The sequence below is a fragment of the Methylovorus menthalis genome, from assembly GCF_020523625.1.
Classification (GTDB): domain Bacteria; phylum Pseudomonadota; class Gammaproteobacteria; order Burkholderiales; family Methylophilaceae; genus Methylovorus; species Methylovorus menthalis.
Genome location: NZ_JAJAQH010000006.1, coordinates 764,170 through 785,357, shown reverse-complemented (window position 1 = coordinate 785,357; position 21,188 = coordinate 764,170). Strand labels below are relative to the sequence as shown.

21 protein-coding genes are annotated in these 21,188 nt (G+C 51.5%); 4 read left to right on the top strand and 17 right to left on the bottom strand.

Annotation, left to right across the window (positions count from 1 at the left end):
* Positions 1-111: 111 nt before the first annotated feature.
* From asd to LG204_RS09450, 13 genes are all read right to left on the bottom strand, one after another.
* The gene (gene asd / locus LG204_RS09510; protein WP_230337046.1) at positions 112-1,224 is read right to left on the bottom strand and encodes an aspartate-semialdehyde dehydrogenase; all 1,113 of its coding nucleotides are present in this window, start codon (positions 1,222-1,224) and stop codon (positions 112-114) included.
* Between the two features lie 61 nt (positions 1,225-1,285).
* Complete coding sequence (gene leuB / locus LG204_RS09505; RefSeq protein ID WP_230337045.1) at positions 1,286-2,341, bottom strand: 3-isopropylmalate dehydrogenase; 1,056 nt, start codon at positions 2,339-2,341, stop codon at positions 1,286-1,288.
* Positions 2,342-2,376: 35 nt separating this feature from the next.
* Positions 2,377-3,015 carry a 3-isopropylmalate dehydratase small subunit gene (gene leuD / locus LG204_RS09500; RefSeq protein ID WP_230337044.1) on the bottom strand — a complete coding sequence of 213 codons (639 nt, stop codon included), beginning with the start codon at positions 3,013-3,015 and terminating at the stop codon, positions 2,377-2,379.
* A complete protein-coding gene (locus LG204_RS09495; protein WP_013442395.1) occupies positions 3,015-3,137 on the bottom strand; it encodes an entericidin A/B family lipoprotein in 123 nt (40 codons plus the stop codon). The genes leuD and LG204_RS09495 overlap by 1 nt, the downstream gene beginning before the upstream one ends.
* Before the next feature lie 94 nt (positions 3,138-3,231).
* The gene (leuC, locus tag LG204_RS09490; protein ID WP_230337043.1) at positions 3,232-4,632 is read right to left on the bottom strand and encodes a 3-isopropylmalate dehydratase large subunit; all 1,401 of its coding nucleotides are present in this window, start codon (positions 4,630-4,632) and stop codon (positions 3,232-3,234) included.
* An 80-nt stretch (positions 4,633-4,712) separates the two neighbouring features.
* Positions 4,713-5,207 carry a YajQ family cyclic di-GMP-binding protein gene (locus LG204_RS09485; protein ID WP_230337042.1) on the bottom strand — a complete coding sequence of 165 codons (495 nt, stop codon included), beginning with the start codon at positions 5,205-5,207 and terminating at the stop codon, positions 4,713-4,715.
* Positions 5,208-5,225: 18 nt separating this feature from the next.
* Entirely contained in the window at positions 5,226-5,720 is a 495-nt protein-coding gene (locus tag LG204_RS09480; protein WP_230337041.1) for a DinB family protein, read from the bottom strand.
* A 3-nt stretch (positions 5,721-5,723) separates the two neighbouring features.
* Complete coding sequence (ppnP, locus tag LG204_RS09475) at positions 5,724-6,035, bottom strand: pyrimidine/purine nucleoside phosphorylase (RefSeq protein WP_230337040.1); 312 nt, start codon at positions 6,033-6,035, stop codon at positions 5,724-5,726.
* 13 nt (positions 6,036-6,048) lie between these two features.
* Positions 6,049-7,272, bottom strand: a complete 1,224-nt coding sequence (locus LG204_RS09470; RefSeq protein ID WP_230337039.1) for an argininosuccinate synthase — start codon at positions 7,270-7,272, stop codon at positions 6,049-6,051.
* Between the two features lie 43 nt (positions 7,273-7,315).
* A complete protein-coding gene (locus LG204_RS09465; protein ID WP_230337038.1) occupies positions 7,316-7,627 on the bottom strand; it encodes a hypothetical protein in 312 nt (103 codons plus the stop codon).
* A 12-nt stretch (positions 7,628-7,639) separates the two neighbouring features.
* Positions 7,640-8,557, bottom strand: a complete 918-nt coding sequence (gene argF, locus LG204_RS09460; RefSeq protein WP_230337037.1) for an ornithine carbamoyltransferase — start codon at positions 8,555-8,557, stop codon at positions 7,640-7,642.
* Positions 8,558-8,573: 16 nt separating this feature from the next.
* The gene (locus LG204_RS09455; RefSeq protein ID WP_230337036.1) at positions 8,574-9,755 is read right to left on the bottom strand and encodes an aspartate aminotransferase family protein; all 1,182 of its coding nucleotides are present in this window, start codon (positions 9,753-9,755) and stop codon (positions 8,574-8,576) included.
* A gap of 66 nt (positions 9,756-9,821) precedes the next feature.
* The gene (locus LG204_RS09450) at positions 9,822-10,313 is read right to left on the bottom strand and encodes a urate hydroxylase PuuD (RefSeq protein ID WP_230337035.1); all 492 of its coding nucleotides are present in this window, start codon (positions 10,311-10,313) and stop codon (positions 9,822-9,824) included.
* A 361-nt stretch (positions 10,314-10,674) separates the two neighbouring features.
* Here LG204_RS09450 and LG204_RS09445 point away from each other — a divergent pair, with 361 nt between their 5' ends.
* From LG204_RS09445 to LG204_RS09435, 3 genes are all read left to right on the top strand, one after another.
* Positions 10,675-11,778 (top strand): aromatic ring-hydroxylating oxygenase subunit alpha, encoded by a 1,104-nt coding sequence (locus tag LG204_RS09445; RefSeq protein ID WP_230337034.1) that lies wholly within the window; start codon positions 10,675-10,677, stop codon positions 11,776-11,778.
* The gene (locus tag LG204_RS09440; protein ID WP_328441588.1) at positions 11,775-12,656 is read left to right on the top strand and encodes a DMT family transporter; all 882 of its coding nucleotides are present in this window, start codon (positions 11,775-11,777) and stop codon (positions 12,654-12,656) included. Before LG204_RS09445 ends, LG204_RS09440 begins: the two co-directional genes overlap by 4 nt.
* A gap of 100 nt (positions 12,657-12,756) precedes the next feature.
* The gene (locus tag LG204_RS09435; protein WP_230337032.1) at positions 12,757-13,410 is read left to right on the top strand and encodes a hypothetical protein; all 654 of its coding nucleotides are present in this window, start codon (positions 12,757-12,759) and stop codon (positions 13,408-13,410) included.
* A gap of 6 nt (positions 13,411-13,416) precedes the next feature.
* Here the strand turns inward: LG204_RS09435 and LG204_RS09430 are convergent, their stop codons facing one another.
* From LG204_RS09430 to LG204_RS09415, 4 genes are all read right to left on the bottom strand, one after another.
* Positions 13,417-14,058: a response regulator gene (locus tag LG204_RS09430; RefSeq protein ID WP_230337031.1), complete on the bottom strand. Its 642-nt coding sequence runs from the start codon at positions 14,056-14,058 to the stop codon at positions 13,417-13,419.
* Positions 14,055-15,773, bottom strand: coding sequence for a PAS domain S-box protein (locus tag LG204_RS09425; protein ID WP_230337030.1), 1,719 nt, complete (start codon positions 15,771-15,773; stop codon positions 14,055-14,057). The genes LG204_RS09430 and LG204_RS09425 overlap by 4 nt, the downstream gene beginning before the upstream one ends.
* Positions 15,774-16,271: 498 nt before the next feature.
* Positions 16,272-16,535, bottom strand: coding sequence for a hypothetical protein (locus LG204_RS09420; protein ID WP_230337029.1), 264 nt, complete (start codon positions 16,533-16,535; stop codon positions 16,272-16,274).
* A gap of 375 nt (positions 16,536-16,910) precedes the next feature.
* Positions 16,911-17,207, bottom strand: coding sequence for a hypothetical protein (locus LG204_RS09415; protein WP_230337028.1), 297 nt, complete (start codon positions 17,205-17,207; stop codon positions 16,911-16,913).
* Positions 17,208-18,090: 883 nt separating this feature from the next.
* On the opposite strand from LG204_RS09415, the gene LG204_RS14100 reads away from it, so the two are divergent.
* A complete protein-coding gene (locus tag LG204_RS14100) occupies positions 18,091-21,126 on the top strand; it encodes a methyl-accepting chemotaxis protein (RefSeq protein ID WP_328441584.1) in 3,036 nt (1,011 codons plus the stop codon).
* Positions 21,127-21,188: the final 62 nt, after the last annotated feature.

Genomic DNA, 21,188 nt, shown 5'->3' with positions numbered 1-21,188 from the left:
GCTAACATCAATCATTTACAGATGCAAGCTGACAGCTCACATCACATTTGCACGCTAATTTTAACTGTCAAAAATGGTCCATCCTGCTGAGCAAGCAGAGCACTTAAAAGATTAATGCTCAACCAGAATTCGCAGCATACGACGCAAAGGTTCGGCAGCGCCCCACAAGAGCTGGTCACCCACGGTGAATGCCGACAAATATTCGTTGCCCATGCTCATCTTGCGCAAACGGCCAACAGGCGTCTTCAAGGTGCCGGTAATAGCGGCAGGCGTCAGTTGACGAATAGTGATATCACGCTCATTAGGGATTACGCTTGCCCAAGGGTTCGCGCCATCAAGCAGCCCCACGACATCATCCAAGGGCACATCTTTTTTCAGCTTGATGGTCAGCGCCTGTGAATGACAGCGCATGGCGCCGATTCGCACACAAAGGCCATCAATAGGAACTGGCGTTGCCTCCCGCCCTAATATCTTGTTGGTTTCAGCCTGCCCCTTCCATTCCTCCTTGCTCTGACCATTGCCAAGATCCTTGTCGATCCAGGGAATCAGGCTGCCAGCAAGCGGAACTCCGAAATGATCGGTAGGAAAACGGTCATCGCGCAGAATGCCCGCGACTTCCCGATCGATATCGAGAATGGCCGAGGCCGGATTATTCAGCAGGTCACTGGCTACACGATGCGCCTCGCCCATCTGCTTGAGTAATTCGCGCATATTTTGTGCGCCTGCTCCACTCGCCGCCTGATAGGTCATGGAAGTAGCCCATTCCACCAGATTTTCGCGGAACAAACCATTCAGCGCCATCAGCATCAGCGAGACAGTACAGTTACCACCAATCCAGTTCTTGCCACCGCTCACCAAGGCACTCTTGATCACATCAAGATTCACCGGGTCGAGCACAATGACGGCATCCTGCTCCATGCGCAGGGTCGATGCCGCGTCAATCCAGTGGCCACTCCAGCCACTGTTACGTAATTTCGGGAAAATCTCGGTCGTATAGTCGCCACCCTGGCAGGAAACGATCACATCCATGGCCTTTAACTCATCCACGGCACGGGCATCCTTCAACAGCGGCACATCCTTGCCGATATCCGGGCCCAGTCCTCCTGTTTGGGAGGTAGTAAAAAACACGGGATCGATATGATCAAAGTCGCGCTCTTCACGCATTCGCTGCATCAGCACGGAACCCACCATGCCACGCCAACCGACAAATCCTACTCTTAACATGTGCATTTCCTTATGGCGAAAAAGCAGCCTTATTAACCGCTAATTTCCGCTTTTGATCTGTTTACAAGGCAGCAACCACGGCATCGCCCATGGCAGCACAGCCAACCTTACGGCATCCTTCAGTGTAGATATCCGCTGTACGGTAGCCTTCAGCCAGCGCTTTTTTAACAGCGTTTTCGATACGCGTGGCATTGGCCTCATCGTTGAAGCTATAACGCAACATCATCGCTGCCGACAAAATCGTCGCCAGAGGATTGGCAATGTCCTTACCGGCGATATCAGGCGCAGAGCCATGACTTGGCTCATACATCCCCTTGTTGTTCTGATCCAGCGATGCCGATGGCAACATGCCAATGGAGCCGGTCAACATGGACGCTTCGTCAGAGAGAATGTCACCAAAAATATTACCCGTTACCATCACATCAAACTGCTTGGGCGCGCGAATCAGCTGCATGGCGGCGTTATCCACATACATATGGCTAAGCTCGACTTCAGGGTATTCCTTTGCCACTTCAATCATGACTTGGCGCCATAACTCGGTGGTCTCAAGTACATTCGCCTTGTCCACCGAACACACCTTTTTATTACGCTTCATGGCAATGCCGAAGGCAACGTGGGCAATACGGCGGATTTCGGATTCGCTGTAGCGCATGGTATTGACACCCTCACGCTCGCCGTTTTCCAGAGTTGTAATGCCACGCGGCTGACCAAAGTAGATATCCCCGGTCAACTCACGCACAATCATGAGGTCCAGCCCGGCTACCACTTCAGGCTTCAATGTAGAAGCGGATGCCAGTTCGGGATACAGCAATGCCGGACGCAGATTGGCAAACAGGTTCAGCTCCTTGCGGATACGCAACAGGCCACGCTCAGGACGCAAATGACGCTCCAGCTTGTCATATTTCCAGTCGCCCACAGCGCCGAGCAAAACAGCATCCGAAGACTTTGCCAGTGCCAATGTAGCTTCTGGCAATGGATCCCCAGCCGCTTCATAGCCAGCGCCGCCGATGGGTGCCTCCTGCATTTCAATGCCAATATTCAAGGCATTCAATACCTTGACCGCTTGCGCCACAATTTCGGGACCGATGCCGTCACCCGGCAAAACTGCTATTTTCATATACCGCGATTTCCTGAATATTCTTTAATGAGAAGTTAGTTAAACAGCCAGGGTTGCGCTGCTTTGTGCTTGATTTCAAACGTCTTGATATCGTCAACATGCTGCAAGGTCAGGCCAATATCATCCAGTCCATTTAGCAGGCAATGCTTGCGGAATGCATCCACCTCAAACGCATAGGATTGGCCATCCGGCGTATTCACCGTCTGCGTGGCAAGATCCACCGTGAGTTTGTAGCCTTCATCGGCTTCCACTGCCTGAAACAGGCCATCCACTACATCGGCGTTCAAGATAATGGGCAAAATGCCGTTCTTGAAGCAGTTATTGAAAAAGATATCCGCATAACTCGGCGCGATAATGGCACGGAAGCCATAATCAAGTAGCGCCCAAGGCGCATGCTCACGGCTAGAGCCGCAACCAAAGTTTTCACGCGTCAGCAAGATGCTCGCGCCCTTGTAACGTGGCTTGTTGAGCACGAAGTCGGGGTTAATCTGACGCTTGCTGTTGTCTATTCCTGGCTCGCCATGGTCGAGATAGCGCCATTCATCAAAGGCATTGGGGCCAAAACCCGAGCGCTTGATGGATTTCAGAAACTGCTTGGGAATGATGGCATCGGTGTCGACGTTAGCGCGATCCAGCGGTGCCACGATTCCATTCAACTGGGTGAATGCTTGCATTACTTGCTCGTTTTCTGGATGGCTTCGCCAGCCTTTTCAATATCCTTGCCCATGCCTTCTACAGTATTACAGGCCGTGAGACTCAACAATGCCAACATGACCATGCATGTCATCCATTTCATATCTGTTCCCCTATGCTCTCAATTACATACGATGAAAACGCAGGCCACGCCTGCCCAACTCTTTAATGCATGCGCGCATGCTTCAGGCGTTGCTTTATAGCATTGTCCTGACATCAACAAAATGCCCTGCCACAGCTGCAGCTGCTGCCATTTCCGGGCTCACCAGATGGGTACGCCCACCCTGACCCTGACGACCTTCAAAATTGCGGTTGGAGGTAGAAGCACAGCGCTCACCGGGTTCAAGACGATCTGCATTCATGGCGAGGCACATGGAACACCCCGGCTCGCGCCATTCAAATCCGGCATCCAGGAAAATACGATCCAAGCCTTCCTGCTCAGCCTGCGCCTTCACCAAGCCAGAGCCTGGCACCACCATGGCCAGCTTCACATTTGAAGCCACACGCTTACCCTTGGCCACCATGGCAGCCGCACGCAAATCTTCAATTCGCGAATTGGTGCATGAACCAATGAATACCTTGTCGATATTGATCGCCTCAATGGGGGTATTGGCTTCCAGCCCCATGTATTGCAGGGCACGCTCAATCCCGCCACGCTTGGTAGGATCAGATTCCTGCTCTGGATCAGGCACGCGGCCATTAATGGCGGTGACCATCTCTGGCGAGGTACCCCAGGTTACTTGCGGCTGAATATCTTCTGCCTTGAGTTCAACCACCGCATCAAAGCTAGCGCCAGCATCACTATGCAAGGTTTTCCAATAGACGACAGCGGCATCCCACTGCGCTTCAGTTGGTGCATAAGGACGGCCTTTAAGGTAATTGATGGTGATGTCATCCACCCCCACCATACCGGCCCGTGCACCCGCTTCAATTGCCATATTGCACAAGGTCATGCGACCTTCCATGCTGAGCGAACGAATAGCGGAACCCGCAAACTCAATGGCGTAACCCGTACCACCAGCGGTACCGATACGCCCGATCACGGCCAGCGCAACATCTTTCGCGGTCACGCCACGGCCAAGCTCGCCTTCCACCAGAATCTGCATGGCCTTGGATTTTTTCTGCACCAGGCATTGGGTTGCCATGACGTGCTCAACCTCTGATGTGCCGATGCCATGCGCCAATGCGCCAAATGCACCATGGGTGCTGGTATGCGAATCACCACAGACCACGGTCATGCCAGGCAAAGTAGCGCCCTGCTCAGGCCCGATAACGTGCACAATCCCCTGGCGCTTGTCATTCATCTTGAATTCAGTCACGCCAAAATCGACACAGTTCTGGTCCAGAGTCTCAACCTGCAAGCGCGAAATCGGGTCTGCAATCCCCTGTGAACGATCCGTCGTCGGCACATTGTGGTCAGGCACGGCCAGCACCGAGCTGATACGCCAGAGTTTGCGCCCAGCGATTTTCAATCCTTCAAAGGCTTGCGGGCTCGTCACTTCATGCACGAGGTGGCGGTCGATATACAGCAATGCGGTGCCGTTTTCCTCACGCACCACATGGGAGTCGAACAATTTATCGTAAAGGGTTTTTGCCATTTGCTTATACTTTCCATTTGCTGAACCGGGCTCACGGACCACGGTTGGCTATCTAAATTCCTGTCACCGCAAATGCGGTATTAATCCCTGAAGTTACCAAATTGCAAGGGGAAATCGGTGACCGACTTTTTGACAAAGGCAATGGCATCTTGCAGCACGTCGCGCTTTGCTCCGGTCACGCGTACCGTATCGCCCTGTATGCTGGCTTGCACTTTGAGGCCGCTATCCTTCAGCAGCTTGACGATTTTCTTCGCCAGCTCGGTATCAATGCCGGCCTTGATTTTCAGTACCTGCTTGACCTTGTTGCCCGATACTTTCTGCACATCCTGATGATCCAGACGTTTGGCACTGTCCGCTTCTTTCTTTTCCATGGCGGGCAGCAAAATATCTTTGATCTGATCCAGCTGAAAGTCGGAGTCCCCATGCAGCGTGATGAGGTTGTCTTTCTCATTCAGCTCCGCAGCGGCACTGGTACCCTTGAAATCATAGCGATTCGTGATCTGGCGTCCGGCCACATCAATGGCGTTTTTCAAGGCAACCATATCGACTTCAGAAGAAATATCAAATGTAGGCATGATCTGTGTTCCTGTTGTTTACTGTGTTTCCGTGATATCCATAAAAGCGAGATCAGTCACGCCCGGATCAATACCAGACTGCATGAGCAGGGTCGTGGCCTGACCGCGATGATGTGTCTGGTGATTAAAGAAATGCGTTACCGCAACCCAGGCTGGACGCTGCAAGGTTTCTTGCTGTATACCGCTATACCAGTACAGATCTTCTTGCAGCCAGTTATTGCTGACCCCCATGGACCACGCGACGATCGCATTATCCAGTATCAGCCGGCGCTCGCTTAAACCGGCAAAATCACCGGGTTTATCCTCATAACGGCGGGCACCCGCTTCAAACCTTGACAGCCAAATGTCATCCGCCCAGAGCAGATGAATCAGCGTGCCATGCAGGGATTTGAAAAAGGCACCTTTGTCCTGCTGCCGCTGTTCTTCGCTAAGACCAGCCGCCGCCGCAAACAGTTTCTCGTTCATCCAGCGGTTATAGCGCGCCATCAGGCGCACATAATCGCGGTCTATCATGGCTTACTCAAAGTGGCAGACGTAATCCAGCGTTTCGACAGTTTCAATATCAAAGCTTGAATTGCCTGGCACGGTGAATTTTTCACCTGCCTGGTAAGTGTTCCAGGCTTCTTCACCCTTGAGACGCACCTTGCACACGCCGGCATTGATTTCCATCAGTTCCGGCGAGCCGGTATTGAAAGTCAGCGTACTAGGAAAAATCACCCCTACCGTACAACGCGTTCCGTTAGGGAACAGCACAGTGTGGCTGACGCATTTGCCATCGAAATAGATATTGGCTTTTTTCTTGACGCTTACATTATCGAACTGGGCCATGAGACTCTCCTGTTTACTTTTTCTTGTTGTGTAAATTGGCAGCAATACGCATGCGCAATGCATTCAGCTTGATGAAACCACCGGCATCCTTCTGGTCATAGGCGCCTGCATCGTCTTCAAACGTGGCAATCGTGGAATCAAACAGTGAATCCGTCTTGCTGTCACGGCCCACCACGATGACGTTGCCCTTGTAGAGTTTGAGGCGCACCCAGCCATTCACATTCAGCTGTGTATGATCAATCAGGGTTTGCAATGCAATACGCTCAGGGCTCCACCAGTAGCCGTTGTAGATCAGGCTGGCGTAACGCGGCATCAGGTCATCCTTCAAATGCGCCACTTCGCGGTCCAGTGTAATCGACTCAATCGCGCGGTGCGCCTTCAGCATGATGGTACCGCCTGGCGTTTCATAGCAGCCACGGGACTTCATGCCCACATAGCGGTTTTCCACCAGATCCAGACGGCCAATACCGTGCAGACCACCCAGGCGGTTAAGCTCAGCCAGGACTTCATGCGCCTTCAGACGCTTGCCATTGAGCGCCACGATATCGCCGTGCTCATATTCCACATCCAGATACTCGGCCAGATCGGGGGCCTTTTCTGGGCTCACCGTCCAGCGCCACATATCTTCTTCGGCTTCGGCAGCTGGATTTTCCAGATGACGGCCTTCATAAGAGATATGCAACAGATTGGCATCCATGGAGTAGGGGCTACCCCCCTGCTTGTGTTTCATTTCTACCGGGATACCGTGCTGCTCTGCATAGGCCAGCAGCTTTTCGCGGGACAGCAAATCCCACTCGCGCCATGGCGCGATGACCTTAACACCAGGCTTGAGCGCATAAGCACCCAACTCAAAACGTACCTGGTCATTGCCCTTACCCGTCGCACCATGCGAAATGGCATCCGCACCGGTCTCATTGGCAATGTCGATAAGGCGCTTGGCAATCAGTGGACGAGCGATGGAGGTACCGAGCAGATATTCACCTTCGTATACGGTATTGGCGCGGAACATGGGGAATACGAAATCGCGCACAAACTCTTCGCGCAGGTCATCAATATAGATTTCCTTGACGCCGAATTTCTTGGCTTTTTCGCGTGCCGGTTCCAGCTCTTCGCCTTGGCCCAAGTCAGCGGTAAAGGTCACCACCTCACATTGGTAGGTATCTTGCAGCCATTTAAGGATGACGGAGGTATCCAATCCACCCGAGTAGGCCAACACTACTTTTTTCACATCACTCATTACTTTTTCCTGTTATCTTTTAGTTACTTATGCAAATCTTAAACTAGTCAGTGAACAGCTCAAACGCCACCAGGAAGCTGACAAATACCATCAGTGCCATCCCCAGCAAAAACAGCCGATCGGCATAGCGTTCGATACGCTGCAGATGATCCTTATGTCGAATGGACCAATACGACAGCATCGTGCTCGCCATGAATGCCAGGCTGTCTACTGCCAACAGCTTGTCCGCCCAACTGGATATGGCCTTGTCTGGTGCAATCTGGATGACAGAGATAACCGTGACACACACTCCCACCATGGTGGAAGCTACCGGCAGGATATGACTGGAAAGCTCGACAGGCTTGTTGTTATCCATACCGCGTTACTGTCAGGCCACCTTGCCCAGCAGAAGATATTCCATCAAGGCCTTTTGCACGTGCAGGCGATTCTCCGCTTCATCCCAAACCACCGAGTGAGGACCATCAATCACGTCTGCAGCCACCTCTTCACCACGATGTGCTGGCAAGCAATGCATGAACAAGGCATCTAACTTGGCCACACGCATCATGTCGGCATCCACTTGCCAATCAGCAAAGTCGCGCATGCGCTCTTCGTTTTCGGCCTCAAAGCCCATGGAGGTCCAGACATCGGTCGTCACCAGGTCAGCCCCACGTGCAGCTTCCATCGGATCGGTAAATTCCTCGTAATGCTCATGCCCATAAAGGCCAGCGCGCTCGGGCTCAACTTCATAGCCCGGCGGCGTAGAGACATGCACATTGAAATCCAGCACTTCAGCAGCCTGCAGCCAGGTATTGCAGACATTGTTGGAATCGCCTATCCAAGCTACGGTCTTGCCTTGGATAGGCCCACGATGCTCAATAAAAGTAAAAATATCGGCCAGTATCTGGCATGGGTGGTACTCGTTAGTCAGGCCATTGATCACCGGCACGCGGGAATTAGCCGCAAACCGCTCAATAATCTCCTGCTCAAACGTACGGATCATCACAATATCGCTCATGCGCGAGATGACCTGCGCCGCATCCTCCACCGGCTCACCGCGTCCCAGCTGGGAATCACGGGTGTTAAGGTAAATCGCCGAACCGCCGAGTTGCTGCATGCCAGCCTCAAACGACAAACGTGTACGGGTGCTGGCCTTTTCAAAAATCATGACCAGCGTACGGTCAGACAAGGGCCAGTATTGCTGATAAGCCTTGAACTGCTGCTTGATCCAGCGCGTACGTTCAAAGATATGATCCAGTTCCTGCCGGTTCAAGTCCTTGAATTGCAAAAAGTGTTTGATTGCCATAAGTTTAATTCTTTATTTATTGGCCTAAAAAGGTCTTGATCAGAGCAGAGAGCTGGCTGACCAGTTGCTGAGCTTCATCTTGATTAATGATCAGCGGCGGCAACAAGCGCACCACCTTTTCTGCCGTGACATTGATCAGCAAACGTTGCTCCAGAGCTTGCTTGACCAATTCGCCACAAGGACGATCAAGCTCAATACCAATCATCAGACCGGCATTGCGTATGGTGGTTATCCCCTTCACGCCCGCAAACTCTGCGCGGAAAGCATCGCAAATCCAGTTACCCATTGCTTCAGCATGGGCGCACAAACCATCTTGCTCAATAATATTCAGCGTGGCCAGACCGGCAGCCGTTGCCAATGGATTGCCACCAAAGGTGGAACCGTGCTTACCGTAGGTAAACACCTCGGCAGCGGCACCCCGTGCCACACATGCGCCAATCGGCACACCAGAACCCAAGCCCTTGGCCAGGGTCATGACATCCGGCTGAATATTGGTATGCTGGAATGCAAACCAGGTACCGGTACGGCCTATGCCGCTCTGCACTTCATCCAGCATCAAGAGCCAGCCATGCTCATCACACAACGCACGCAGGCCTTCGAGATAGGCCTTGCCATCGCGCGGCACATTAATGCCACCTTCGCCCTGCACGGGCTCAACCAGGATAGCAACCACATTGGGGTTGTGCTCTGCCACTTGCCGCACGGCGTCGAGGTCGTCAAACGGTACACGCACAAAACCACTCACCAGTGGCTCAAAGCCCGCCTGGGTTTTGCGATTGCCCGTAGCAGACAGTGTCGCGAGCGTACGACCATGGAAAGCCTTGTCCATGACGATGATTTCCGGGTTTTCAATTCCACTGTTGTGTCCGTGCAGACGCGCCAGTTTGATGGCAGCCTCATTGGCTTCACAACCGGAATTGCAGAAAAAGACGCGATCCATGCCGGAAATCTCGCATACCTTGTCGGCCAGCGCGGCCTGCTCGGCAATATTGTAGATATTGGATACATGGATCAGCTTGCCTGCCTGCTCGCTGATGGCAGCGACCAGCCGAGGATGGGCATGGCCCAAGCCATTCACCGCCACGCCTGCCAGACCATCTAGATAACGGTTACCTTGCGCATCGTATAACCAGATGCCCTCCCCTTTCACAAAGGTGACAGGTTGTCTGGCATAGGTATTCATCAAATGTTGAGACATTGTTTAACTCTATCTATAAAAAAACAAACGGCGGCCTATGCCGCCGTTTGCAGCAATATAAAAATCCTAAAGCCCGAAAATAGCTCGGTGCGTCAGTCCATTCGTCATGAAAAAAATCATGGGGACAGACAGCATAGTGTTGGTTCGTGACGCCAAAAAGGCAACACGTCGGGCTCGCGCCTTAGCTGCATCATCCGCTGGGACGAGCCCCAGAATTTTTTTCTGGTTAGGCCAGATCAGCACCCAGACGTTAAGCAGCATGATGGTGCCCAGCCATGCACCCAATCCAATCGCCGCGTATTCGGCCTGCAATGCAAAAGCAGGAACAAAAGCCTTGCCAAGCAGCGCTGCGCCTGCAACCCATGTCACGACAGCCGCCCATCGAAACCAGAGCAGTGCTCGCGGCGCCACATGCTTGCTGATACCCGCTGCGGTGCCATCCGCAGTAGCGTCTTTCAACGCAGGCACCTGCACAAAATTAAAGTAGTAAAGCAGGCCGACCCAGGTAATGCCTGCCCATACATGTATCCAGCGTGCGAACCCCGGCAACAAATCCATGCTCACACCCCGGCCAATATGAAGTTTTTAAGAAAAACATACAGCACCAGCGTCAGGATCACGCCTGAAATCAGGGTGCCGGAAATCGAATCCAGGGGATTTTTCATTGGCCGTTTCTCTGTAAAAAATCGTTGCACATCAAGAGTGTTGAGGTTAGCGCAAAACAGCCGATTAAGCAACATTTGACGCCTCATCCGAGCCTTTGCACCAGCATCTTTACCATAGAAAAATCACCTCTCCCAATCTGCCCCGGAAGTAAAATTCTGCTTGAAAAAATATCCCATTCGGGCAAAATTCCAAGTCCGCCGTTTTATCTGCATTTCGCATTCAATCAGTCACTTCCAATCAGTGTTCGCAACCTATGGCTTCCCTTGTCTCCGTCAATTTGCCCCGGCCTACTGTTTCCCAGCTGCCGATTGCCTGGTATACCGACCCCGAGATTTACAAGCTAGAACAAAAGGTATTGTTTGCACATGCTCCCCAATATGTAGGGCATGAGCTCATGGCGCCACATCCTGGCGACTATCACACCCTGGGCTGGATGCATGAAGGGCGCGCCCTGATTCACAATCAGAACGGAATTGAACTGATCAGCAATGTATGTCGCCACCGGCAGGCCATCATGCTGAATGGCCGTGGCAACACGCAGCATATTGTCTGCCCCTTGCACCGCTGGACATACAATCTCAAGGGCGAGTTGCTTGGCGCGCCACATTTTTCTGATAACCCGTGCTTGCATTTGGACAAAACCTCGCTGCAGCAATGGCAGGGCCTGTTATTTGACAGCCCTAGGGATATTGCCCGTGACTTGCGCCAATTAGGCTGCAAGCAGGATTTTGATTTTACGGGCTACATGCTGGACCGCGTGATGGTGGAAGAATATGCTTTTAACTGGAAAACCTTTATCGAGGTTTATCTTGAAGACTACCATGTCGGGCCTTTTCACCCCGGGCTGGACAAGTTTGTGGATTGCGAGCAGCTCAATTGGGAATTTGGTGACTGGTATAGCGTACAAACCGTCGGCGTAAAACATTCGCTGCAAAAATCCGGCTCCCCCATCTATCAGCGCTGGCAAGAGCAGGTGTTGCAGTATGGCGAACAATCCGCCCCCAAGTATGGCGCTATCTGGATGGTGTATTACCCCTTCCTGATGATCGAGTGGTACCCCAATGTGCTCGTGATATCTCACCTGATTCCTCGAGGTGTGGACGCATGCACCAACGTGGTGGAGTTTTACTACCCGGAAGACATCGCCCTGTTTGAACGCGAGTACGTAGAAGCCCAGCAGGCGGCCTACAATGAAACCGCGATTGAGGATCAGGAAATCTGTCAGCGGATGCACGATGGTCGCCGCGCCCTGTTTGTTCAGGGCTTGGATGAGCACGGCCCTTATCAGCACCCTATGGAAACTGGTCTTGAGCACTTCCACCTCTGGATGCGTAAACAGTTAGACCCCCATCTGTGAATCTTTTCAGCCTGATCAGGCAATGGCGGCTGGGTAGCCTATGGATGCTGGTGGCTGCGTTTTTCTTTGCCATCATGGGTGTCCTGGTCAAGCTGGGAGCTCAAAAATTCAGTAGTGCTGAACTCGTGTTCTACCGCTCGTTCTTCGGCCTCGTCTTTATTTACGGCCTGACTCGCATACGCAATCAATCCCTCGCCACTCCCTTGCTCAGCAAACATATGTGGCGGGCGGTGCTAGGTTTTATCTCATTACTCCTTTTCTTCTACGCAATCAGCGAGCTACCTCTGGCCACGGCCACTACACTGAATTACACATCACCGCTTTTCATGGCGGCACTCGCTCCGTTTTATCTAGGAGAAAAATTCCGTAAAACCCTGTTCTTTGCCATCGCACTGGGGTTTGTCGGTGTCTCCCTGCTGCTCAAGCCCAGCATTCATGCAGACGAATTGATTGCGGGTGCGCTGGGCCTGCTATCCGGAGCGCTAGCCGGAATTGTTTACATCCATGTAACCCAGCTTGCGCGCGCGGGCGAACCCGACTGGCGCACTGTATTTTATTTCACACTAGTTTGCACGCTGGGCGGCGGTTTATGGATGCTGATACATGACTTTCACCGTATTGGCTGGGGAGATCTTCTGTTACTCACTGGTCTCGGGGTTTCGGCGACGATAGCCCAGCTTGCATTGACGCGGGCTTATCGCACTGGCAATCCATTGATCGTCGGCAGTTTGGCCTATAGTACCGTCGTCCTCGCCAGCTTGTTCGGCATCCTTATTTGGGGAGAAACCCTTTCCGCAGACCGTTGGTTTGCAGTCGCCATCATCGTGCTGAGCGGTGTGATAAGCGTCACATCGCTCAAACCACAAAGTAAGGGCTAAAAACGCGTTTACTCAAGCTGGACAAGCACTTGAAGAAAGATTAGTCTTCACCCCAATATACCAACCGGGTTTCTCAACCTTGCCATCTGATCGTAAAAGCATGGGTCGTCTTGCAGGCAAACTGATCTTGCCAGGCCTCGCTTTGCTACTCACAGGTTGCATGGGTGGGCCTATCGCGCAGCAGATAGCCCAGTCAATCGCCATGCGTGGCCTCGACAAAACAACATCTGACGCATACGACAACTACTTGCTTAAGCAGGATGAAGCCAGCCGTAGCCTGCCTCTCAAAGATACGGAACCGGATGAATACTGGGCGAGCTTTGTTACCTCCGGCTTTTCAACGGTAGAAACGGTTAAAGAACCTTTGCCGGACTATCGGCAAGCCTCCATCAAAACGCCATCCTCGCCAGACCAAGCTGCCGCATATGAGGCTACGACTGCAGAGCTCGATGGCAAAACGCAAGCCGCGCTGGTGCAAAGCAAACTGGTGCGTGTGGAGTTATGGAACCTGCTGATCGGCGATGAAAAGCGATCCATTCTGGAAAAAGCCCGACTCATGGGAGCAGAAGGCGTTCCGCCAACCACCGAGTGGCCGCATTGGCAGCTGGCAACTGGTGCCCCCGTAGGAGATCATCATCAGCCAATCACCTTCCTGATTCCACCCGATTTCGGACGTATGAAGAGCGGTGACTATGCCGTGGTGGAAGTGGCTGGCGCTGGCGAACTGAATGTCGCACGCTACGCCAGCCATTAAGTTTACTTAAGGGTCAATCAGGCCAGAGCGCATGGCAATCAAGGCAATTTCAGCCGAGTTATTGGCATTCAGCTTTTGTTTGATGTTGTAGAGATGCGTGCCCACCGTACGCGGCGAAAGGCTAAGAGTCTCGGCAATATCATTCGTTGTTTTCCCTTTGGCCAAGGCAATGAATACTTCAAACTCCCGGTCAGAAAGCACATCCACCGGGTTTGCCTCGCCAGATAGTTGCTGAATCGCCATCTGCTGGGCGACTGTCGCTTCCAGATAGCGCTTGTTGGCCGCTACCGTGCGTATTGCCTTAATCAGCTCCTCGGCAGCGCTACGCTTGGTGAGATAGCCCATGGCACCGGCATTCAGCACGCGTTTGGGATGTACAGAGTCTTCATGGGCCGATAACACCAACACCTTGGCCGAGCTATCCTTCGCCATGATGCGCTCAATCGCTTCGAGACCACCAATCCCAGGCATTGTAATATCCATCACAACGACATCCGGATGGTGCTCCATATAGAGCTTGATGCCCTGCTCGCCGTTTTCGGCTTCGGCAATCACTTTAATATCGGACGCCGACTCCAGCAGCATCTTGAATCCCATGCGCACCACGGCATGGTCATCAACCAGCATGACCTTGATAGGCTCGCTCATGCGGCACCCCGCGCGGGAATGGTCACCATGATCTGGGTCCCCTGCTCCATCAGCGAGTCCACGCTAAACGTGCCATGCAGAGCCTGCACACGCTCACGCATGCCAAGCAAACCAAAATGCTTGGATTGATCCACATTACAAATATTCATACCCACACCATTATCCTGTATGGAAAGCTGCAATGCGCCTTCCGTTGTTTTTATCAAGCGTATATTAATCTGGGTTGCCTGCGCATGCCGCAACGCATTGGTCACCGACTCTTGCACAATACGGAAAAGATTAATATTCAGCGTTTCCCCTAAGTCATCCAGCGAACCTGATAAGTTCAACGTGAAGCGTACATCCGGGTGCTGCCCCTGCCAATTGGTAATCGCGTCGCGCAAGGTTTCCGACAAGCCAAGGTTATCCAGCGAGCCTGGCCGCAACTGACGAATGATATTGTGCATGCCATCATAGATATGATTGGCAGCAGCCACAATCGTTTGCGCGTTGGCAGCAATATCTGGCATGACATCCGTGGTTTTGTTAGAAATACCCACTGCGAAGGTCTTGATCGCCGTGACATATTGCCCCAGCTCATCGTGCAGCTCGCGTGCAAGGCTGCGCCGCTCGTCTTCAATATGGTGCTGGATCAGCTGCGTGAGCTGACGGTTTTCCTCCAGACGCAGCGCGGCTTCTTCGGCCTGCTTGCGTTCGGTAATGTCCCGCATACTGCATATCTCGCCTATCACTTCGCCAGAATGCGGATCGACCAACGGCGCCGCCGTTAGCGAAATATCCCTCAACTTGCCATCACGTGCCACCCGCTGCGTATCGTGGTTTTCTACTTTCTGCATTTGCTTGATGGCAGCAAAATTCGACTCCAACTCGGCCTCATAGCCAGGCGGGATAAGAATCGCGGCCGACTGTCCGATGATGTCTTCAGGCGCATAGCCAAACATGCGCTGCGCTGCCGCATTCCAGAATGAAATATTGCCATCCAGATCATGGATCATGATGGCATCCGCTGTCTGCTTGACAATCAAGGCCAATCGAAGGCTTTCATCGGTACGCGCCAGCAGCGACTCGCCCATCTGGTTAAAGTTATGGGCAATCTTGGAAAACTCCGGGAGTTTGAATTCGGGCAAGCGCACGGTCAAATCCCCTTGCTCCATCTGGTTGATGGCTTTGAGCATAGGCTCGACTGGTCGTAGCCAGCGCCCTAGCATCCAGTAGACCATGGCATTCAGAACCACAAAAAAGCCCAGGTTAATCCAGAACAGATTGCTCAAACGGCTCCATGCCTCACGAATAGCCCCGCCAGGATTAGAAACCACCACCAGCATGCCAAACCGGATGCGACGCATCACTACTTCCTGCTCAGGTTCAATCAGCTTAACGAACCAGCGCGGGGGATTTTCATCCGACCGATATTTGGATGGAGGTGACTTGAATAGCAGATTGCCATGCAAATCATAGAGAATGATTTCATTACTGCGTACGTGTCCCAAGGAAAGTAAAAAGCGATGCATCACCTCATGGGTATAGCCCCATTCTGGGTTCTGATACGAACTCAGAATGACCGTATCCAGCAACTGTACAGTAACGCGCGTCGCAGCCTCGACGCCTTCCTGCGTAGAAGCTTTCATGCCCCGAATAATGACAAACCCCACTACGCTCATAAAGACCAGCAAGAGCAGGGTAATCAGCAGATTCAATCGAAATCGTAGACTCATAAATAATCCATGCCGGGTTGTGCGTCTGGCGCACACACGTGTTTCTTACAAAGGAGACAAATCATGCCACAGACCTTGTCTTTTGGGGATGATCCTGCGTTGGAGCATGCCGTACAGAAAGCCCACAGCCACCTTATAAAATCATGCCGATCTGGAATACCACTCATTAAAACCCATACCCACAACATCTTTAAATCAAAGATTGGGTAAACAGCCAGCGTATAAGAAATAAATGGAGAGGAAAAATGAAATGAAGAAAAACATACCAATAGTAGGAAAGTAGCTTGCTTCTACGAACAGAAGCCGAACAGTAACATTATATAATCTTGGTACTGAAAGATGAGATCGGTGCAACAATCAGAAGTTGAGGCGAGCAATCTTAGATATGACGCATATCATCACTAATGATCCCTCGCCTCTGATGCAAGCTCGATGCCATACTGGTGATGGGTAATACAACCGAGAATGAGGACATCGCTGAATGCAATGAATGATGGATTAAACCAACTTGCGTGAACGACGACCACCTTCGATAACCAGGCCGGTACGTTTGGCTTTGGCAATCAAAATGAGAATGTCAGCGACTTTGACCTTGTTGGTTTTGGCTGCAAAATCTACCGCATCCGCAACAGCGCTCAGACCTTCGCTAGCCATGCTAAGTTCTGGCTTTTCATTCTTGGGTACTGCATTTTTAAGCTTATTTAGTTTTTCTTCAAGATCTTTAATCATTTCTTCTTTTGTTCGGCGTTTATAATTGGCCATCAAATTCTCCTTGGTTATTTGGTAGGAAAGACATTAAAACTGACTTTATGTGGATCACTGTATGAATAACAGGTTCCACTCAAGAGAGGAATAATGATCTTTCTTTTCTTTTTAATCAAGCTTGAACAGGCTTTACCCATTATAAAACGGATATTACCAAGCAGAATTTTAAGGAATATCAATCGAAAAATAAGCAATCGATCAATAATAAGTAATAGATTAAGCTTATTCTAAGATGTCAAAAAACCTTTTACAACGCTATGATTTATATTGAAATATAAAAAGATAAACACAATTACGAAAGGCTGAATTGAGATTATCCGCTCGCGCGATAGCTCACTCCGACTCGAACTCATCCTATGAAAATAGATACGCTCACTCCCCGTAAAGATATTTTGATTCTTCGCCCATTATTTGCGCAATTTCATTATGCGTATCGTCGATTGTCTTCATCAATACATCATTGATTTTAAAATATTCATTGATTTGATTAAGGTAGAGCCTTAACTTTGAGGAGCTATAGCCTTTAGATTCCACCCGATCAATAATCTGGATTGCCTCCAAATAATAGAAGGGAAATAACTCTCGCTCGCGTGGATTATACTTGCACTCATCAATGCAGCAGACAAGCTCCGCCAAATGATCAAAAAGCCTGAAATTATCGTAGTCCAATTATTGACTCCTGCGAAATACCACGATTTACAACAAATAATCCAAGTTCAAATAACCTAAGCTCAATAAGTTCCGGCCAATCTAATTTTTTCTGCCAGGTTCTTTGCGGTCGAATGCTAGTGTTTTGCTTGTCGACAAGTAACATTGCGCCTTCATGACACCGGTACTGGATATTTTATCTGCCAGAGTTGCGCATATAGCCTCAGATTCAATACCATCAATAATCATAGGCTCTGTGAGATGGGCATTAACACTTCCGACCAGGTAAACCAACACGACATATAAATTCATTACTATCCCCCTAGTGATTGAAATCTCGCACTCAAAGCAACGGCCGTCAGGTTGTTTACGTCAGCCCATCTTCGGGATGAGCAACTTTGTCCTGTTGATCTGTTCCCGGTACTAAAAAATACTGTTTTTTACGTAATCACCTTAATGCTGTGTATCTCATTAAAGAAACACACTGCCTGTTGAAGAGATACGAGCGGTATAAAGCAAAGCAAGATGATGAACCTCTGATTGCTGAGCTAGATAGTAGTGGATTGATCAGATAGGAGTAATTACCCTTAGGGGCAGCCATTTTCGGCTTAAAATCAAGACGAATTACGAGCGATTTATCACTTGGTTGAGCAATCGTTACTTATGAATTTTTTCTCTGATAAAGTATAGGAAGTCTCCTAACTCCCACTGCCGCGGGCTGGCTATTTCACTAAAACTTCACGCCAAGCCTCAACTTTCGCCCCAAGTCGTCGTAATAAAAGTAACTGTTTCGTTTGAATACATGGCAATTGCCCGTTTGACCCAATGGGATTTTTTGCAGTAGCTCCTTCATACCTACTGCCCAATCCAGTACCGAATTCCATATGTTTTTTGATGAGGTTCTATGAAATCCGCACTATCCAACATGAGCATACGTTTAAAAATCGCCTTGATTGTGACGGTGGTGGCCATGATCGGTTTTACCGTCACCATTGCCACCATCATCAGCAAATCGATTGAGGTGGAAAAGAAAACGGCGCTGAAGCTTGTCGATGAATCGGCATTAGTTGGCCGGGAACAGGCGCAAGAGATTCTGGATAGGGCCATGGTGATGGCAAGATCGAACGCCCGTACCATGCTGGCAATGAAGTATGCTCATCAGGAAAGCCGTGCCGCGGTGGATAGCCTATTGGCGAGCTCCCTCAGGCAAAATCAGGATCTGGTCGGGGCATGGACGCTGTGGGAACCCAATGCCTTTGATGGCCGAGATAAGGAATTTATAAACACGGCTGGTCACGATTCCACTGGCCGTTATATTCCTTACTGGAATAGCGGTAGTGGCTCTGTCATCCTCGAAGCCTTGGTGGATTACACTGTGCCAGGCGCCGGTGATTACTATCTGCTGGCCAAGAACTCAGGTAAAGAAACACTGCTTGAGCCCTATATGTACAAGATTGCCGGCAAAGACACGCTCATTACCACCATTAGCATCCCTATTCAGCACAACGGAGGGGTTGTGGCGGCAACTGGTTTTGACATCCCGCTATCGGGCATGCAAACCATCGTCAGCGCCATCAAGCCCTATGACGGCAGCTATGCAGAACTGATTACCTATGGCGGCAATTATGTCGCCAGCGCCAAACCTGAAGACATAGGCAAACCCTTCACGCTGCATGGTGATACGAAAGCTGTGTTGCAAAAAATCCAGGCAGGCACTGCGTTTAGCCACATGGATAAGGATGCCTCGGGCATGCCGGTATACCGCACCTATGCGCCCATCAAGGTGGGCGATAGTGTCACGCCATGGTCACTAGTGTTGACCGTACCCATGGATGTGGTGATGGCGCAGATCCACGCCATCCGCAATATCGCGATTGTGGTGGGTATCGTATCGGTGATTGTGCTGGTCGGTATCCTGTATTTCTTTCTCAATCGCATGGTCATCAGTCCGCTGCAGGAGAGCGTCGGCACCATCAAGCGCCTGTCCAAGGGTGATCTGTCAGCCAAGATTACGGTAAAGGGCAGTGATGAAATGGCGGCGCTCAATGGCTCCATGGCGCAGTTAGGCAGCAATATCCAAACGCTGATCTCCCAGATGACGGTGATGAGCGAGGCACATGATAGAGGGGATACGGATGCGCGAGTCACCGAAAGCAACTTCGAAGGTGCATTCCGCGATCTGGCATACGGCGTCAACACCATGGTGAATGGCCATATCGAACTCAATAACAAGGCCATGCAGGTAGTGAAGGCCTTTGGTGAAGGCAACTTTGAGGCCCCCCTTGAGCAATTCCCCGGCAAAAAAGCCGAGATCAACCACACCATTGAGCAAGTGCGCAGCAATCTGAAGAGCCTGATTGCCGATGCAGACATACTCGCGCAGGCCGCGATTGCCGGAAATCTTTCCACGCGCGCCGATGCCAGCCGCCACCAAGGGGATTTCCGCAAGATCGTCGAGGGCGTCAACAACACGCTGGATGCCGTGATCGGACCACTCAATGTTGCTGCGCAATACGTGGACGCCATATCCAAAGGCAACATCCCTGCCAAAATCACCGATGAATACAGTGGCGACTTCAATACACTTAAAAACAACCTCAACCAGTGTATAGACGCCATCAACGCCATGGTGGCAGACACTGCCATGCTGGCCGACGCCGGTGCACAAGGCCTGCTCTCAACCCGTGCTGACGCCAGTCGTCACAAGGGGGATTTCCGCAAGATTGTGGAAGGTGTCAACAACACCCTGGATGCCGTGATTGGCCCGCTAAATGTAGCCGCCGATTGCGTCAAGCGCATCTCGCAAGGGCATATACCACCGGCGATTACTGAGGAATATCAAGGCGACTTCAATACCATACGCCAGAATCTGAACACCTGTATCAGCGCGATCAACGCGCTAGTGCAGGATGCCAGCATGCTGGCAGATGCCGCCCGCGATGGCCGGATATATGTGCGTGCCGATGCGACCAATCACCAGGGAGATTTCCGCAAGATCGTCGAGGGCGTGAACGAGACATTGGAAATGATCGCCACCCCTATCGTCACGGTAAAAGAAGCCGCAGAGACCATCAATACGGCCGCCAATGAAATCTCCAAGGGCAATATCGATCTGTCGCAACGCACGGAAGAGCAAGCTTCATCGCTGGAAGAAACCGCATCCAGCATGGAACAGCTCGCCTCAACCGTGAAGCAGAACGCCGAGAATGCCAAGCAGGCTAACCAGCTGGCCATGACCGCCACCAGCATTGCGGAGCGTGGCGGCGAAGTCGTCTCCGATGTGGTGAATACCATGGCCGCCATCAACGACAGCTCCCGCAAGATCGAAGATATCATTTCCGTCATTGATGGCATTGCCTTCCAGACCAATATTCTAGCGTTGAATGCAGCGGTCGAAGCCGCTAGGGCCGGCGAACAAGGGCGCGGCTTTGCCGTGGTAGCAGGCGAAGTTCGCAATCTGGCGCAACGCTCCGCTGTCGCCGCCAAGGAGATCAAGGAACTCATCGCAGATTCTGTCGGCAAAACCACCGAAGGTACGCGTCAAGTGGAAAATGCTGGCAAGACCATGGAAGAAATCGTCAACTCGGTAAAACGCGTGTCGAATATTGTCGGTGAAATCACCGCAGCCTCCATCGAGCAAAGCTCGGGCATTGATCAGGTCAACAAAGCGGTCACGCAAATGGACGAAGTCACCCAGCAGAATGCGGCATTGGTGGAAGAAGCTGCTGCCGCTGCGGAGTCGCTGATGGAGCAAGCCAATAATCTGGTGGAATCCATCCGTCAGTTCAAAACCTCCGAGAACGACACTGGCCGGGCGAGCGCACCACCTGCGCGCCTGTCCAGCCCTAAACCATTCCGTGCTGAGAGTGGCGGACGACCCGCAGCCCCTTTGCGCGTCGCTATCAAAGCCCCTGACGACGGCGACTGGGAAGAGTTTTAACCCATAGATTTAATCCATAGACAAGACCTCCCGCGCGGAGGTCTTGTTATTTGGAGAGGCGC